Below are 15,506 nucleotides of genomic sequence, written 5' to 3' on the forward strand. Positions count from 1 at the left end.
GGTCCTGAAGCCTATGAATTACATGCTCAGGCGCTGGGACGACTTCGCCCGCTTCCTCGACGATGGCAGGATCTGCTTGACCAACAATTGTGCTGAGCGCGCATTGAGAGGCATCGCCTTGGGAAGGCGCAACTGGACCTTCGCCGGCAGCCAGCGTGGTGCCGACCGTGCCGCCATCATGCTGACGATGATCACGACCTGTCGTCTCAACGACGTCGATCCGAAAGCCTGGCTCGCCGACGTCCTCGCCCGTATCGCCGATCTTCCCGCATCGCGTCTGCACGAATTGCTGCCCTGGGAATGGAAGCTCCTGCGCCAAGCCGACAAGCCCGCCGATCAGCAGGCCGCCTAACCTTCACGCAACGCCATCATAGAGCTCGCCGTGCCCGCGCGCATGCGTCAATCAGGCGGTCTTCGTCGTTCTTCGTCGTATGCGTACCAGTGATAGGCGCAGTGCCCAAGTCGAAGGGTCGCAAGGCGACGGCGCTGGTCCGAGGATGAGAAGCTCAAAAGGCACCCTGCCAGATCGCGGCGACGGCGCGGTGGTGTGGTGTTTCGCGCTCATTGCGCCAAGGGCCAGCTAGTTTCGCCGCGAGCCAGAGGATTCCGCCCAATTGACTTCGTACCGGCGATATCGGGAGCAACGCTCGGCCCGTCGGCGACGATTTACACTCTCATCGCTGACCGACATCGATCCACAAGCTTGGCTCGCCGGCATGCCCGCCATCCCGCTAAGCGCTGACTCAGAACGTCGTCCACGCTCCCTAAGCGCGGTAAGCCACCCGCTCAAAAATGAGCAACCGGAATCCGTCACTAAGGCGCTAAATCATGAATTCCGCATTTTGGCCACGTCGGCCCTATAGTTCGCCCCCATAATTTCTAACGTGGCCGGCTCAAGCCGTTGAGTTTGAGGTTGTTTTGGCTTCAATGTCTTGAATTCGTTCATCCAGGCATCGTCGTCAAAGAGCTTCCATCCAATCTTGTCTGCAACATACACCGACGCTTCCATGAACCTTCGAATTTTTGATCGATTAGTCTGGTCAATCTTGAACTCGCCGTCGGCAAACGCGGGTGGTAGAAAATCATATCCGAGCTTCTCACTGGCGTAGATGAAGGGCGCGCTAGCCTTGAGATTACCCCACCGCTTTCGAACCGTGCGCCAGCTCAGTTTAGTAAGCTTGAACACATGGAGCTCACTCGCAGTGATATCAGCTTGTTTTGGTGTTAGTTGGCCGTGGTCAACCCCGCGAAAACGAAAGTCGATCATCTCGCAAACGGTGTGCAATTCTGGCCTTCTATCCTGAATGATCTTATGTAACTCGTTGAAGCTTAGGGTGTCTAGCAGGTCAGTCCATCCTGATCGGCCGAAGAACACATCGTAGACGCGGCAATATTCATCGTCTTTCAGCAGGTTCGCTAAAATCTTCGATCGAGGATCCTTTCGGTTGCCAAGCCTCCAGACCCGAGGCGGATGCTGTTCGACTTCGTGGTCCTTCAATACGGTAGCCGCTGCGAGCTTCCCGACGGCGTCGACTATTTCGCTTTCATTCTCTCCCGGGAATAATAGCCAGGTCCTAAATTGCAGAAAGCGGATTGCGTATTCATGTGGAAAGGTTTCAGGTCTCCCCGCGACCAATCGGCTTAATGTCGTCGTGTTGAATGTGTCTACCACCACTCTCTCCACTGTCGCTATATGTATCAGTAATATTAGGAATATGTCAAGTTCCTAAAGGAAGGTCGAGGCTGCAATTACGCCCCCCTTGGCTTTGTGTCACCGTGGCTGCAGTTCGAGCGGCGACTGCTCGTTTGAACGCAATCATAGGAGAACGCGATGTTCTACTCGTCCGATTCAAAGCAATCAAAGATCGATGTTCCGATTGGCACGAAAATTTCGAATTCAACGAAAATAATAGAGGTGAAGCTTGACGACATCGAGCTCGGGCAAGGCGTGCGCCGGCTGGACAAGGTCAAGCTCTCGCAAATCGAAGCCTCGATTGAGGATCAGGGGTTGCGGCAGCCGATCCATGTGTACGAACTCAACGCGCCTGGAAAGTGGGGCGTGGCGGCTGGGCGGCATCGGGTGCAGGCTATGCGCAATCTGGGGCATCAAACGGCTTCCGCAATTGTGATCAGTCGCCTGGAGGCGAAAGCGTGGCAATGGTCCGAAAATCTTCACCGGAGCAACTTGAGGCCACTAGAGTATTCGGAAGCAATCGCAGGGTATGCAACTGAGAGGGAGAATTTGCCCGGCGTTAAGCGTGTGGCACCGCGCGGAGGTGAGCAGCCCAACGATAAGGGATTCAACAAACTCGCAAAATTGCTTCGCATCGATCGAAAACGGGTTGCCGACGCTCAGCGGCACGCCGCCTTGCCCAATGCGGTCAAAAAGTGCATTCGCAAGTATGGAGAGCTGAACAAGCTGAGTATCATTAACTCGGTAGCCGATATCGAAGCTGAGAAGAAACAGCTGAAATATCTGAAAAAGCTGAGAAGCGGCGGCAGAAGCTCGATCGAAGATACGAAGTCGAGCGAACAGCAACGAAAAGCTAAACCTTCGGTTTTTGTAACAGTGCCGTTGGAGCGTCTTGAGAAAGAATGGAGCCGGTCGTCGTTTCGCAAACTGTACCTGCTACAGCGGAAGGCCGTACAAAAACTGTTCGTAAAAAAGTGCATGTGAATCTGCAAGGGTGCGGATTGCGCGCACCCTTTTACGACCCTTAGCTCCGGCCGGGCTTGCTCCACTCGAGGGCCATTCGTCGTCTCGAACGAATAGAGAGAGTGTGACCAACATCTCGGAGTGTGAAGCCGAGGCGAGACGCAAGAGCTGCACGGGGCCCGTGGAATCCAAAAACTCATGAAAGGCCAAGGTGAAGGCGAGGCCCGGCAATATGCCGGGCCTCGCTCCCGCAGATCGATCTCTGCCATCCGCCGGGCGACCCAGACGCGAGAACCTGCGAACAGTACCCTTTTTACGGTTTTATGCTTCTCCGCTCTAATCTCAAAGTCGAGCCACGTCGGTTTACATCTTCATCAGAGCCGCAAATCGATAGTGAACGCCGCGGGACTGCTCGGATCTTAACAAGAGGAGAACCGCTTACTCACGGCAGCCTAATTTAGTTGTAAATGCAAGTCGGTCTCTGAAAAGGACTTAGGTGCCGCACCAACGATTCGATCCTCAGCGCAGGGTATCATTCTGTCGGGAATCGAACTCATATAAAATTGCAAGCGATAACTATGATGGGTGGATTGGCCATAATCGTAGCCTCGCCGATATAGCGTCTTCAATGGAGTTTTCTGAACTTCATATGGAAGAGCTGTGTCTACTTCTCTTACATGATCACAATCACGATCATCATCATCATCATCAGATCAATACATCTACTACACACACGCTGACTCAGGACAACAACAGCAGCAGCAGCAGCAGCGTATCTGCTCTGAACGAGAGTTGTAAATGAACGCTGTCCACTCTCATCATGAGGTTCAGCGATGCAAAACGATAGCCTAGAACGTAGCCTGCTGCAGTCAGAGATCGAAGCTTTTCATAATTGGATAGTTCGTAAAGGCCGGTTTCACGAACGAAACTGGCATCTGAACTTCATGTTCAAGCAACTCCCTTCGAAGGAAACCGCGATCAAGGCAATCATGCGCGATGAAGTCGAACGGGTCTATGCGATTCTGTTGACCCGGGAGGTCAGGAGGCCACATTCGTTTTTTGCTGAGCGGCAGATGCCCATCTTGGTCGGTTGCCCTGATCTGCCCGTTCCAAAGCGCGACAAAGTCACCCGCCGACTCGTCGTTGCCAACAGCGGATGGCACTTCAACGGGGTTTTGGTGCTATCTTCCTTCAGCCGTGGCAAGTTCGACCCGGAGACTGATTTCGAACGATTGCGGCATCTCTTTTGCCCGGCCGAGAGACGTTTAGAGCGTATCGAGCCGACTCGCATCGAATATGGTTCGATGGCCGATTATTCGATGAAGGCTTTGAAGAACGGTCATGTGGACTGGGACGACATTTTAATCCTGCCCAAATCCCAATCTGAACTGGCGTGGGGGGATCCATGAGTTGCTCTTAAAGAGAACCGGCCTGAGCCGTATCGGAACGGCGTCAACCTGCAGTGCACGGGAAAGTCAGTCCCTGCAAATCATTGCGGTTTCACTGATAGCCGGGTGGGGGCAGTGAGTTCTCTTTAAGAGAACTAGCCTAGCTCGGTCGTCGGCGCGATAACGCCATCACTTGAGGCGAACTGCCTGCGGTCACCAAATCGGAGGCCGCGGCCTTTGGGGGAAGCGTTCCTTATAGAGCCCGAATCTGTCAGTCCCGTTTGGTTCCAGCGTATCGTCGTCTTCCAGGTCTTCTCGCTGCCGCCTGTAACGGGGGAGACCTCGGTTGGCCAAACGGGCGCAGCCCGCAATCCCGCTATTTGCCTTTAGAAACCAGATGAGATGTTTTGGGCGCACTTCGGCATCAAGCGCCCATTCCAGCGCGCGAGCCCATCGACTGCGGGTGCGAAGATCAGAAGCGGTAGTCGCGGTGGCGTCGATGATCGTCCGTAGCGCGTGAGTGCCAGCGCGTTTCGGGATGCTGTATTCCTGGCGAACGGCCCTGGCCAGAATTGGCAACAGGTTGGCGTCGCCCAGGGTGTGGAGGGTACGATAAACAGCCCGAAGGTAGCGATAGTCGGCGAACCGCTTTTCGCTCCGCGCCACTTTCTTGGCGACCTTTCGTACTTGGTCGAGCTGCGCTCGAATTTGATCGATTTCACTTTGTTTGATTTGTCGGATGAGCGAGTACTTTTTCTTCATTGGCGGTGTATATTCGCCGGAAATGTCAAAAAGATCAATTATTTCAATGCCTTATATCGAAGAATTATATTTTCTTTAGTGCAATAATTACTTGATTTTCAAGGCATTTCGGCCACAAATACTGTAAACTATACATGATATTTGTTCGCACGACTTGCGATCATCAATATTATTGCCGTTACAGACGTTTAAGCCGTCGGCAGCGCAGTATTGCCAAAGCGCATGTTGAATATAGCGCGGAAAATTATCGGGAAAGCTGGCATCAAATTGCCGCGCGTCGATCTCGGCTGACACGCGCCGCAAGATGTCGGCGCAGCCGTTTTTGCCGTAGCAGCGTTGGCCGTAGGCGTGGGTCGCGTCAAACCCGGCTAGGATCCCGGTGCGGACAAGGAGATTGTGGACGAGCCGGTCGACGACGATCATCTGGCTGCCTACGTCAAACCAGTCGGGTCGGGATTTCCGATCGGCCATCAGCACCGATGACAGGGTCATGGTGAGGACCTTGTCCGATACGCCGAAGATGTGACGCATTGGTCCCACCACGGCTTCCTGCGCAGCCAGATTGTGGTCGGCCGCGGTCGCGAGCTGATCGTCCAGCCACCCGAAGAGGTCGGATCCAGCTACATCTCTAACGAATAGAAAAAAGCTGAATGCGGTTTGGTTGAGGCGGCCATTTCTCAAGGGATGGGATGGGACGGGACAGCGCCGAAAATGGCGACGATGACGGCACGTTCTCCGGGTCTTGTCGTATCGGCAGCTCTCGTAAGTCCAATAGCTGGGCAAGAGAGGGCAGAGAGCGTGACCAATCTCGGCCTTGATCTGTTGCCACGTCACGCCGCCGTGGGCCTCTAGATACGATGCTGCCACCTCGTCAGAAATACCCTGGAAGTTGAAAGTTTCGATCATCCAATCGAACAGCGCCGGTGTGTCCTTGGATCGAATAGCCTCCCGTAACTCGGAGGAGGGAGAGGCGACGGCCGCCTGGCCTGTTCTCGACGATCTGGCCGTTTCTCGAGCGATCGCCTCGATGAGAGTTGTCGCGAAAGCGATGGGCTCTTCCACGGACGGACTCGCGATCAAGGGTTTCGCCAATTTTCTCAGATTAGCGATACCAACCTCCTCTGCGCATCACTGTCGCCGTCGATATATCGCTGAGTTGTCTGGATAGAGGAATGGCCTGCGAGGAGTTGGACATCCCTGAGTGATCCGCCGGCCTCGTGAACCAGCCGGGCTGCGCGAGTAATGAAGGTTCGGCGTCCCGAATGGGAGGAGCATCCATCTAATCCGGTCGCGCGGAAGACCCGGTTAAACCAGACAACGATGCTCAACGGTGTCATTGGGCCGCCACGCTCAGAGCGAATGACTGGCCCTTCACCCTGAGATTTCTTGCGCCAAACAATCAGCGCGCGGCGTAATTCGCTTTGGATCGGGACGCGGCGGCCGCGTCGTTTCTTCGCGACAGCGTCTCGAAGCTCAATCGTTGTGCCGATATCGCCGTCGGCTGTCTCGACCATATCCCAAGTGAGTTTCGCGATCTCGGCCGCCCGTAACCCGGCCTTTAGCGACAACAAGACGATAACGCGATTTCTATCCGGGCGTCTCGTCGTTTCGGCGAAAAGAACTAAGTCTCGCGCCGCTTGAGCAGAAAGGATTTTGGCTTGCTTGCCTGCCATCTCATCAAACCGACTGAACGAGATTCTAAGCGATCAGCCGTTCAACGCAACAAAATTTAAGCTTATCAGTTCGATGAGCGAGGCCGCGTCGTCATGCCGACCCACTGGTGGTCCGCTGCTGATTTCGACTGATAAGGTTTTGAGAGAAAGCTTATCAGTCGCGTGGAGGTGTGCTGCGGCGGCAGCGCATCATGGCTGAAGCACTCCTCACGCTGACACGAGCTGTCTGAGGTTACCCTGGATCTTGGTCGCGAGATCGTCTGCTTCGAGGCCAAGGAGCCTCGCAAGAGATCCCAATGTAAGCGTGACGTCGCGCGGCCGCATCGTTCCTTCTGCGCCCTTCACGAACGGGCCGTCGGTCTCTGTCAAAAGACGATCCTGAGGAAGTCCCATGATCAGCGCAGTGTGTCGCTCATTCCGGAGCATCTCGATGTTGATGGAAAAATAACATCCAAGCTCGACCGCACGCTTAGCTTCCGCCTTGGTGCCCGTGAACCAATGTAACACCGAGACGCCGCGGCTTTGTGGAAGGTGCTCCTCCAGCATATCGAGTACGGGAGTTGCCGCCCGCACGCTGTGGATAGTTAGAATCTTACCACCGGCAGCAGCACATTTGCGCAAGATATGCTCGAATACCTGCTTTTGTTGGTCTAGGGAACGATAGAAACGCGGACCCGCATCGAGCCCTACCTCACCCACATAGCGAGAGTTGGGCAGAAGCTCCTCCCAAAGAGCGATCTCCGCGCTGCACATCGCAACAAGTTGTGGATGTAGCCCAAGTGCGGCCCGTACGTAGCGCGTCTTCGATGCGAGCTCGTGATTGCGCCGCCAGGCGCGTGGTGTCGTTGTGACCGCGAGCGTGAAGACCTCGAGGCGGTCGCATTCTCTCACCAGCTCCTCGTGGTCGGGATAGAGATCGAGGTGGCAATGAAAGTCGACCAAGCGCTTGGACGTCACGAAAGCCTCATGAGGGACGGGTTCTCACGCCCTTGAGCAAAGCTCCGACCTCCTCCAAACCTCGTTTGTAGACTGCGGCCAGCTCATCGAGCGCAGCCGGATTATCGGTCAAGGGCCCGGGTTTGTGAATAAGCATCTTCTCGATCCCCGGACGCTCCTGCAGCCGCTGCAAAGCATACTGAAAAGAGCGGATCTGCTCGCCGGTTGCTGTGCGTGGATCCCAGGCCTGGGCACGCAGGTTTGGGACCGTGTAAGTCGTAGCGTCCCTGATCGAAGACAGCGATGCCCTGCGGATCAAGCAAGGTAGACAAAAACCGCAATGCTGCGTTCCGAGACCCTGCCAGCGACCTTTGGTCGGAGATGAGCAGGAGAGAGTGGTCGGGACCAGCCGTTTGAGGAACATGCGGTTAGCGCAATCTGCGACCATCTCGCCCTTGGTCTGGTTCCAATAGGGGTTCTCGACGCGGCCGGGAATGCCCAGGACTTCGAGCAGCTCGTTCCAGCGCGCGATATAGAAGGGGTGCGTGGTTCGCGTGCTCAAGGCCCCGAGGCGCAACGCGTCCAGCGGTACATTGAGCGCGATCAGACCATTTTCCGGTGCGCGTAAGACGAACGCCTGTCTGAGACCGGTACCCGCAAAGACACCGAGCGCGAAGAAGAGGAACGAGCGGCCCCGCGTGCTGTCTTCGGATCCTACGTGGCGGACGAACTTCTTGGGGAACGCCAGCCAGGTGCGTAAACGATCGAATGGGATTTTAGCATATTGCGACTTGAGGGCATCGAAACAGGCATGCTGGGCCTTGCTGACGGCCGGCTCGCCGGCATGACTTACAAAAAATGGAATCTCGCCGCCCTCGAGTTGGTCGATGGCGCCGATGAAGCTGTCGAGACCTCCGGAAAACAGGCTTACATTCGTATAGGGCGGGACAATCAGATCGGCTTGCGGCACGATCTGAGCATAGGCTGCAGGCCGCGGTCGGAACTGGACCGTCCACCGATCGCCGGTGAGAAAGTTCAGCATGCGTTCGAGCACCGGAATGGCCGTCGTCCAGCGTTCGACATTGCTGACGGGGACCACGACGCGAAGCTGGCGCGTCCAGGCATCCTCGGATTCCGTTGCCCGTGAAATGCGCGTGTCTGCTGCATGAACATGCGCGGCCGTCACCGCGAGATCGAGCGCGATCTCACTCGGAAACACTTTCTTTGCTTTGAGATCTGTGAGCGCTGCTCCAATGCCGAAATCGAGAACCTTGTCGTAAGCCACGATATCAAAAGCCGTCGCTTTTTCTCCCGTATCAGCGGGCGCGAGAGTGGCACGGTCACGCTTGCCGAAATAAGCCTGGATCAGGTGACGCGTCATGTCTCGCTCTCTCCCTCGGCGAGCGTTTGCAGCATATCGAACGCGGCCTCATAAACCGTGTCGACATGGCGAAGCGCATCTTGTTGGGTGAGGGGACTCGCCGCATTGGCCGTATCCGCCAAGGCGTCGCCGACCGCGCGGCTGATGAAGTCATGCAGCTGATCCTGCACGCGCTCGACAGCGGCAACGTCCGAAGGTAGGGCGATGCCGTTGCTGCCGATATCGTTGTAGATGCGCGCCTCGATCGTGTTGGTCACGAACATCTCGAACGTGGTCTGCATCTGCGCCGGCGTCATCGTGTCAAAGTCGACGATGCCTTGATCGGCGAGGTCCGCGATCGTTTCGACGAACGCATCCCGTGCGATACCCTCATCCACTGTGCCGCCTATCGGGCATACATATTCGGCGATGCCGAGGAACACCTCTTGCAAGGGGCGGCCCGACAGCGCTTGGAGGTTAAGAGCGCGTAAGGCCTCGGTCGGCCCCCGCGCCTGCGCATCGGCCAGAAAGGAATAGAGACGCGCGCCAGCGCCGCGCGAAGCTCCCATCCGGCGGGTCGCTTGGCGCGAGCCACCCGCCGCCGTCGAAACATATCCCGCGAGAGCGCGACCCAACGAAGCACGGTCGCTGCCGCCCGAGCGCGCGAACCGCGAGAAATTGGTCCGTGGCGACGTGAACCTGTTGGGAAGAGGGGCTTGCACGGGTGGCGAGCTTGATCCCGGCGATGAGGGGGTGGTCGCCGGTCTTGGTGACGGCGGCGCGGGAGTTGGGTTGCCCGGTGCTGTAGGACCCGGCCCCGTTGGACCGGGGGCAGGCGGTGTTGACGGCCCCGGCAGCATCGGTGCCGATGCTGGAGCTGGGTCGTTGAGAAAGCTCGGTATCAGTGGCGAGCGATTACCGGCACCACCGTAAGATCCGGACGTCCCCATCAGCCTCCCCGGGGCTTGACCTTGCGGGATGCCGCGGCCGCCGCCTTCAAGGGCTTGCTGCCGCTCTCCTCCCACCGTTCGATGATCCCGTTCAATCGCGTGAGGTTGGCGGGCTCGGTGATCACGCCATTCCATCCGCTCACGGGCCAGGCACCGCACCGATCGGCTGGTAACGCATCAAGCAGATCGAGCAGGTTGGTCTGCAGTACCGGATGGGTCTTCACCAAGACGGTGACGCCGTCGATGCCCGGCGGTATGGTCTGGAATGAATCGCTCCCCATGACGCGCGCGCGCACCGCCTCGAACACCTGTGCGGCTTCCACGGGCTTGAGGCCTCGCAGCTCGGGATCGAGTCCTTGAACTGCGAGCTTGGCGCCAAGCAGCTTCTCGACCACCCCGGTCAGATGTCCCAACGCCGACGATGCCCCGAAATAGTCCTTCCGGTCCTTTGTGACGAAGAGGTATGGCCTGAGATCCACATCCGCCAAGGAAGGTTGAACCCGCGCCCAGGCACGGATTTGCGGGGAGGCCAGCCACTCGGCCAGGAGCGCGCTCTCGGGCGGATCGGCGGAGGTCGCCTCATCCTCCTTAGCCGGCTTGGCTGCGTTCCCATCTTTCGCTGCGGGCTTGGACAGGGCGGCTGCTTGCACCTGCGGATCCGCCGTCTCCCTCTCCAGTGTCGTAAGATCGGCGCAGTAGCCTTTCGTGTCGGCGGCCGCGGCATAGGCGATCTGATCGAACAAACGTGGGATGAAACGCTCGGCTAGCATCAGCTTCGCGAGTACCGGTAGATGGACATCAGCCCCGAACCCCCGCGCTTCCGCCGTGCGTTGCCGTAGCAGTAACGAATTGAGGAAACGCTTGATCTGGCGCGGATTGCCCTTTGCACCGCTGGCGAGGATCGGTCCGATTTGATCGCTGAGCAGCAAGGCGTTTTGGGCCGACGGTGCCTTATCGCCCAAAGCTTCCTTGATGGTCGGGAAATCGAGCGCTCCGCTTTCCCATGGCCTCCTCAAGCGCTCGCGCGCCACAGCGATCAATTTGTCGTAGCCCACATCGGTCACGCCGATCTCGGCGCCGACTAGCAGCAGCGTGACGTAGATGCGGGTCTCAGTCTCACCAAGTGCTGGGATACGAAATGGGACCTGGATGAGCTTTTCTAGATAATTGCGAGCGTAGTCACGCGGACCTGTTGTGTCCGGAAGATCAGGAAAATGCTTGCGGACGGCATACTCGATCATTGCCTCGTCGGCCGCGACCACGAAGGCGGTGCCGGACGTGAACACGAACAGCCGGATCGCTTCAAGCGTCTCGATCGCGGTGTCTGGCAGGCAGCGATCGAGATCGTCGACCAGAACCACGAGCTGCTTCACTCCTGCATCCTTGAGCAGCTGATCGAACGCCTTCCGAAACTCCGCGATCTCTTCCGGGACGTGTTTTGCCTCGGCATCGGGCTTGATCACCGATTTCAGGCCGTCGATAGCGGCGGTGATGTTTTCCTTAGTCGCAAGCTTCGTGGGATCCGCGAGCAAGCTCTCGAGGCCACCCACAATCGTATGCAGCTGATCCGGTGTCGGAATGCCGGTGAAGGCTGTTAGCGCGAGTCCGCCCGCATGCTTTGCGACCTTCAGCCAATCGATCCTCTTCAGCGCATCCTTGACCGCTGCCGTTGCCTTGGTAAGAGCAGGGCGCTTCTCGATGAGCCCTGTCACGATACCCTCGATCAGCGCGATCTTGGCGTCCTCGAAACCTTGGAAGCGCCATCCGTTGAACTTGAGGCAGAGAACGCCAGCATTGCTCCCGAACTGGTCTTCGATCATCTCGAGGACGCTCGACTTGCCCGCACCCCAATCGCCATGCACGCCGATCGTGAGCGGCTGCTCTGGGTGGTCGCGCAACGTGGCGACGATCGTCGAAGCGATCGCTTCGTTGTTTAAGAGGTCGACGCGAGTTTCGTTATCGGCGAGGATCATCGGAAAGCGAATGCCTCTAAGAAAAAGACAAGTCTTGGGCGACTCAACCAAAAATGGAGATAACTTACAAAACTCGCATAGAGTTGTAACCTCTATGTTCCGTTATCCACGAAATCGGTGCATAGACTTTGGTCGCGGTTGTGCCATGGGGAGCGCGAGACAGGCCTGAGCCGCGACTTCGACACGGCTGGGGCAGTCTGCTCAGGTAATGGTTAGGCCTAAACTTCAATCCTGGCGGGCCGTGTGACCCATTGGGCTTTTCGGTCGATCCATAGACCGGCTATGCCGATCTAGCGGCGTGAATGACTGGCGTCTCCTCGGGCCGCGCAGCGAGTTTCGACTGATAAGGTTGGTCGTAAACGGAGTCAGTCTCCAGACTGATAAGGAAATTAAGAAAAGCTCGTCAGTTCCGAGTGCTGCTGGCAAAAAGCATCAATGATGGCAGGGGAATTAACATCTTCGTTGCACCTGACTTGGCGGTCTCCGGCGAAGATCGTGCTTCGCGAACCAGCGCCCCAAGCCGATCAGAAGGCCGACTAGCCCCGTCTTTGCTATATTCGGTGAATGCTCGCTCTTCCGGCAATGGGGTCGCATCGGCCGTGCTGGCACGGTTCGTATCGAAACGTATCAGAGTCAGGGCGCAGCCGACACCGCTAGCCTCGAACTGGACTAAAAAGCTCAAGAGGGGCTATCGCTAGGCCTGGAACGATCCAGGGGCTGGACGATGGGCGAGGCGAAGCGCAAACGAGAGGCGGTTCTAAACGGCCCCTGTCCGTGTGGCTCGAAGAAGGCCGCACGCTTTTGTTGTTTCAATGGCAAGGAGTGGCACAAGCCCGCCGCCACTCTCGGGCTGAAGACCCTTCCACGTTCGTCAAGCGTGCCCAAGTGCTACATGAAGGAATTGGGGTCTTGCGTTGCCCCCATCTCCGGCGAACACATTATCTCAGAGTCGGTAATAAGGGTTCTGATGGGCGATGGCGAGTTCTCGATTGGAGGTTTGCCTTGGCTTGCGCCGGACGAAAGGAAGAGTCTAGCGCCCCAAAGCCTGCGTACGAACTGCTTATGCACCAAGCACAATAGCACGCTGCATCCGCTGGACGACGCGGCGCAATATTTCTTTGCGTCGCTTAAATCCTATCTCGAGCGCGATGAGGGGATGCGGCACGCCCTTGTCTCGGGGCATGACGTTGAGCGGTGGCTCCTGAAGACCGCGAAGGCCGCCGCGGTCTCAAAGAATCTCGCAAGGGGGCGGACACCCCTCTCCGGAGCGTTCTCGCAGGACTCCGCGATACTCGACATGCTCGACGACCCGCGCCATTGGCCGGAGGGTGCCGGACTCTATTGCACCATGAACGCGGGCGACCAGATGTCCAATCATCCGCGCTTCCAGTTGCAGCCGCTCACGAACGCTCAAGAAGATATCGAAGCACTAGCGCTGAAAATCCTGGGCCTTGGCTTCGTGCTGTTGCTCGAACCACTTGATGTCAACAAATATCCCTTCTTACATGGGGCAAAGTATCGGCCAGGAAGAATCATCATATCGTACCCGACCTCGACCTGCTGGCTCACGATGAGTTGGGATGATGGGAGGACGCATGAGGCATTGACAGTGCAGTATGTGCGAGCCGCGCCGTGAGATAGGCCGGCACCCAGATCAAGCATGCGGGCCAGCCGCTCAGTCTGGCGCGGGAGCTTTCGGCCAAACCCAGTCGTGGCCGGTTTTTGCCTTGAGCCTGGCTAGCAGCTTTTCCATCTTTTCGACGGTCATTACGTCGAGAAATTTGGTCAAGTCGTGCCACTCTGTTGCTCCCCCAATTTGGTATTCGAGCGAAAGATCGAATTTAAGGAGAAAGCGGTTGTCCTCAAATCCGACCTCCATCGCGTTCGAGAGGGAGTGATGATCGTCGTTATGAGCGTATCTCTTGTTTCTCATCTCGACGATCTGATCATGCACCCTGCGGAGTTTCTGGGGGAGGATAGCGCGCGAGAAGCCGCTGCCGCTGCCGCCTTGATGCAGACGAACATAGGTCACGACAAATGCCGTCGTGAGCATATCGAGTTCCAGAATAGCATCCATGTCCGCGGCAAACTTGTATTCTGACAGGCGTTTTGCCGTGTACTTCAATGCCACCAGCGCGGTGAACGAGTTCGAGATTTTGACGAGCTGCGACAATTCCTTGTCGACAGATTCAAGGATAGCGCATCCGTTGTCCGCTATCGCTTGGATATGGTTCCGCCACTCCTCGGGAAGGTGCTGAAGAGCCTCCTCAGGCAGTGAATAATATACGCTTTCTTCCTCGCGTTCGATGGGATCGTCTTGCAAGTGGCTCCTTTATCCGCTGGTTCATGCTGGCGCGATGTACATAACCGTCTGCGCCGAGGCCGACCAGGAGCGTATCCTTTTCCTGCGAGAGATGTCAGCAGACGCTTTTGCCGGCATCCATGCAGCTGTGGTATGGTAAGCGCATGCAGACGACAGAAGTCATTTCGCGCCTGAAGGCTGTAGAACCCAGATGCGGGCTTTTGGCGTGGGCGGACTCTATCTGTTCGGTTCCTGCGCCCGAAACGAGGCATGGTCCGATTCCGACGTCGATGTGTTCATCGATAGGGTGCCGGGTGCGGAACTGGATCACGATGCATTCATTGGTGCCTATGGTGTTTGAAATCCGCGCTGCCGGCCAATGTCGATTATGGAACGCGTACCCGAGTTTCGAAGTTCATCCGTGAAGAGGTCGAGCGGGAAGCCATCCGCGTCTTCTAACGGCACCCAGCAAGACCCCTGTTATCCGCCTTCTGCACATTGTAGATGAAGCCGAGGCCATCTGCCGAGCGCTCTCTGGTGTATCGAGCGCAAGCTTTCAGGAGTCTTGGTTGCTACAGCGTGCCGTAGAGCATGAACTGCTCATTATCTCGGAAGCCGCAAAAACCCTCCCGCTCCGAGGTCAAAGACGATGTGCCCGATGTTGCGTGGCGCAAGATCGAAACCTTGGGGAATTGTCTGCGTCACGAGTACAGCGACGTCGATCCCGAGCTGATCTGGAACATCACGCAGGACTACTTGCCGAATCTCCTGGCAGCTGCGCGGCGTCGTGCGGAGAGTTTGCGTGAGGGGGCGCCGGCCTAGGGTTCTGCCAGTGGCGGGGTCGATATTTCATTCTTCGGCGGTTCTGGCCTTTGACCCCCGCGGGGAGGCCATTTTTGCGTATAATATCGGCGTTGTTGAAACGATGGTGATCGTCCGGGAAGCTCTCGTGAGCGCCACGTACAGGTCGTTGCGGCTAAGCTTTTCAGGCGCAACGATAATGGCGTGATCGAACTGGAGGCCCTTTACGAGGAGTGTGCTTCCGACGGACCGTTGCGCTAGGCGCCGCCCAGTGTGTCGCATCTTGTTTTGAACGTGCCAGGCGGCATCCGCGAGAGTTGAATGCTCACCTCGGACGACCAGCCTCAGGGTGTTCTGCACAGCTTGCATGTTTCGCGGGATCGTGAGCACGGATTTCAGGGGATCGTGAGCAGAGATTTCAGACGATCGTGAGCACGGATTTCGCGGGATCGTGAGCAGCTTTTCAGCGGCTCAGCCCGCTTCGGCCGACAACTCAACCGGCTTAGGAACTGCCTCGTCAGTGAACGAGGAAGGCCGATGCCCACCCAGAGATTGTCGATGCGCCGGATCAAAGAGGTTCTCCGCTTAAAACATGTTCAAGGCTTGCCGGAGCGAGCCATCGCGCGCACCCTGGGCATCAGCAACGGAGCCGTGCACAGCTATCTGCGCCGAGCCGGGGCTGCCGGACTGAACTGGCCGTTGCCG

Annotated in this window: 16 protein-coding genes and 1 pseudogene; 8 read left to right on the top strand and 9 right to left on the bottom strand. The window is 57.2% G+C overall.

Annotated elements, in window-relative coordinates; translation table 11 throughout:
* The coding region (locus K359_RS0142845) for a transposase (protein WP_029084634.1) at positions 1–352 on the top strand (352 nt) is incomplete at its 5' end.
* Positions 353–826: 474 nt separating this feature from the next.
* Here the strand turns inward: K359_RS0142845 and K359_RS0142850 are convergent.
* A complete protein-coding gene (locus tag K359_RS0142850; RefSeq protein WP_156929002.1) occupies positions 827–1,672 on the bottom strand; it encodes a hypothetical protein in 846 nt (281 codons plus the stop codon).
* 159 nt (positions 1,673–1,831) lie between these two features.
* Here K359_RS0142850 and K359_RS0142855 point away from each other — a divergent pair, with 159 nt between their 5' ends.
* Together K359_RS0142855 and K359_RS0142860 are read left to right on the top strand one after the other, a co-directional pair.
* The gene (locus tag K359_RS0142855; protein WP_029084636.1) at positions 1,832–2,677 is read left to right on the top strand and encodes a ParB N-terminal domain-containing protein; all 846 of its coding nucleotides are present in this window, start codon (positions 1,832–1,834) and stop codon (positions 2,675–2,677) included.
* 812 nt (positions 2,678–3,489) lie between these two features.
* Complete coding sequence (locus K359_RS0142860; RefSeq protein WP_029084637.1) at positions 3,490–4,065, top strand: hypothetical protein; 576 nt, start codon at positions 3,490–3,492, stop codon at positions 4,063–4,065.
* A 192-nt stretch (positions 4,066–4,257) separates the two neighbouring features.
* On the opposite strand, the gene K359_RS0142865 is transcribed toward K359_RS0142860, so the two are convergent.
* The 7 genes from K359_RS0142865 to qatA form a co-directional block, all read right to left on the bottom strand.
* Positions 4,258–4,806, bottom strand: coding sequence for a hypothetical protein (locus tag K359_RS0142865; RefSeq protein ID WP_029084638.1), 549 nt, complete (start codon positions 4,804–4,806; stop codon positions 4,258–4,260).
* 87 nt (positions 4,807–4,893) lie between these two features.
* Positions 4,894–5,868 carry a hypothetical protein gene (locus tag K359_RS65140; RefSeq protein WP_245284898.1) on the bottom strand — a complete coding sequence of 325 codons (975 nt, stop codon included), beginning with the start codon at positions 5,866–5,868 and terminating at the stop codon, positions 4,894–4,896.
* 35 nt (positions 5,869–5,903) lie between these two features.
* Positions 5,904–6,479: a site-specific integrase gene (locus K359_RS0142875; RefSeq protein ID WP_029084640.1), complete on the bottom strand. Its 576-nt coding sequence runs from the start codon at positions 6,477–6,479 to the stop codon at positions 5,904–5,906.
* 207 nt (positions 6,480–6,686) lie between these two features.
* Positions 6,687–7,436 carry a Qat anti-phage system TatD family nuclease QatD gene (qatD, locus tag K359_RS0142880; RefSeq protein WP_029084641.1) on the bottom strand — a complete coding sequence of 250 codons (750 nt, stop codon included), beginning with the start codon at positions 7,434–7,436 and terminating at the stop codon, positions 6,687–6,689.
* 7 nt (positions 7,437–7,443) lie between these two features.
* Complete coding sequence (gene qatC, locus K359_RS0142885; RefSeq protein ID WP_029084642.1) at positions 7,444–8,796, bottom strand: Qat anti-phage system QueC-like protein QatC; 1,353 nt, start codon at positions 8,794–8,796, stop codon at positions 7,444–7,446.
* A complete protein-coding gene (gene qatB / locus K359_RS65145; RefSeq protein ID WP_029084643.1) occupies positions 8,793–9,725 on the bottom strand; it encodes a Qat anti-phage system associated protein QatB in 933 nt (310 codons plus the stop codon). The genes qatC and qatB overlap by 4 nt, the downstream gene beginning before the upstream one ends.
* A complete protein-coding gene (gene qatA, locus K359_RS0142895) occupies positions 9,725–11,698 on the bottom strand; it encodes a Qat anti-phage system ATPase QatA (RefSeq protein WP_029084644.1) in 1,974 nt (657 codons plus the stop codon). Before qatA ends, qatB begins: the two co-directional genes overlap by 1 nt.
* A 592-nt stretch (positions 11,699–12,290) precedes the next feature.
* Here qatA and K359_RS65150 point away from each other — a divergent pair.
* Both K359_RS65150 and K359_RS65155 read left to right on the top strand, forming a co-directional pair.
* Complete coding sequence (locus tag K359_RS65150) at positions 12,291–12,371, top strand: hypothetical protein (protein WP_234622373.1); 81 nt, start codon at positions 12,291–12,293, stop codon at positions 12,369–12,371.
* A 51-nt stretch (positions 12,372–12,422) separates the two neighbouring features.
* Positions 12,423–13,334 (top strand): hypothetical protein, encoded by a 912-nt coding sequence (locus K359_RS65155; RefSeq protein ID WP_224496910.1) that lies wholly within the window; start codon positions 12,423–12,425, stop codon positions 13,332–13,334.
* Positions 13,335–13,373: 39 nt separating this feature from the next.
* On the opposite strand, the gene K359_RS55255 is transcribed toward K359_RS65155, so the two are convergent.
* The gene (locus tag K359_RS55255; protein ID WP_051346746.1) at positions 13,374–14,021 is read right to left on the bottom strand and encodes a hypothetical protein; all 648 of its coding nucleotides are present in this window, start codon (positions 14,019–14,021) and stop codon (positions 13,374–13,376) included.
* A 190-nt stretch (positions 14,022–14,211) separates the two neighbouring features.
* Here K359_RS55255 and K359_RS65160 point away from each other — a divergent pair, with 190 nt between their 5' ends.
* The 3 genes and pseudogenes from K359_RS65160 to K359_RS59960 all read left to right on the top strand — a co-directional run.
* Positions 14,212–14,361, top strand: coding sequence for a nucleotidyltransferase domain-containing protein (locus K359_RS65160; RefSeq protein ID WP_224496909.1), 150 nt, complete (start codon positions 14,212–14,214; stop codon positions 14,359–14,361).
* 157 nt (positions 14,362–14,518) lie between these two features.
* Positions 14,519–14,822, top strand: a pseudogene (locus K359_RS66470) (DUF86 domain-containing protein).
* 516 nt (positions 14,823–15,338) lie between these two features.
* A partial coding sequence (locus tag K359_RS59960; RefSeq protein WP_198031271.1) for a sigma-70 region 4 domain-containing protein occupies positions 15,339–15,506 on the top strand: 168 nt, incomplete at its 3' end.

This window comes from Bradyrhizobium sp. th-b2 (assembly GCF_000426785.1).
In the GTDB taxonomy this organism is placed as follows: domain Bacteria; phylum Pseudomonadota; class Alphaproteobacteria; order Rhizobiales; family Xanthobacteraceae; genus Bradyrhizobium; species Bradyrhizobium septentrionale.

Bases quoted from the DNA above. Each gene is read 5' to 3' on its own strand.
- K359_RS65155 (WP_224496910.1), top strand. From the start codon at position 12,423: ATGGGCGAGGCGAAGCGCAAACGAGAGGCGGTTCTAAACGGCCCCTGT.
- K359_RS0142865 (WP_029084638.1), bottom strand. From the start codon at position 4,806: ATGAAGAAAAAGTACTCGCTCATCCGACAAATCAAACAAAGTGAAATC.
- K359_RS0142855 (WP_029084636.1), top strand. From the start codon at position 1,832: ATGTTCTACTCGTCCGATTCAAAGCAATCAAAGATCGATGTTCCGATT.
- qatC (WP_029084642.1), bottom strand. From the start codon at position 8,796: ATGACGCGTCACCTGATCCAGGCTTATTTCGGCAAGCGTGACCGTGCC.
- K359_RS65160 (WP_224496909.1), top strand. From the start codon at position 14,212: ATGCGGGCTTTTGGCGTGGGCGGACTCTATCTGTTCGGTTCCTGCGCC.
- qatB (WP_029084643.1), bottom strand. From the start codon at position 9,725: ATGGGGACGTCCGGATCTTACGGTGGTGCCGGTAATCGCTCGCCACTG.
- K359_RS0142875 (WP_029084640.1), bottom strand. From the start codon at position 6,479: ATGGCAGGCAAGCAAGCCAAAATCCTTTCTGCTCAAGCGGCGCGAGAC.
- K359_RS0142860 (WP_029084637.1), top strand. From the start codon at position 3,490: ATGCAAAACGATAGCCTAGAACGTAGCCTGCTGCAGTCAGAGATCGAA.
- qatA (WP_029084644.1), bottom strand. From the start codon at position 11,698: ATGATCCTCGCCGATAACGAAACTCGCGTCGACCTCTTAAACAACGAA.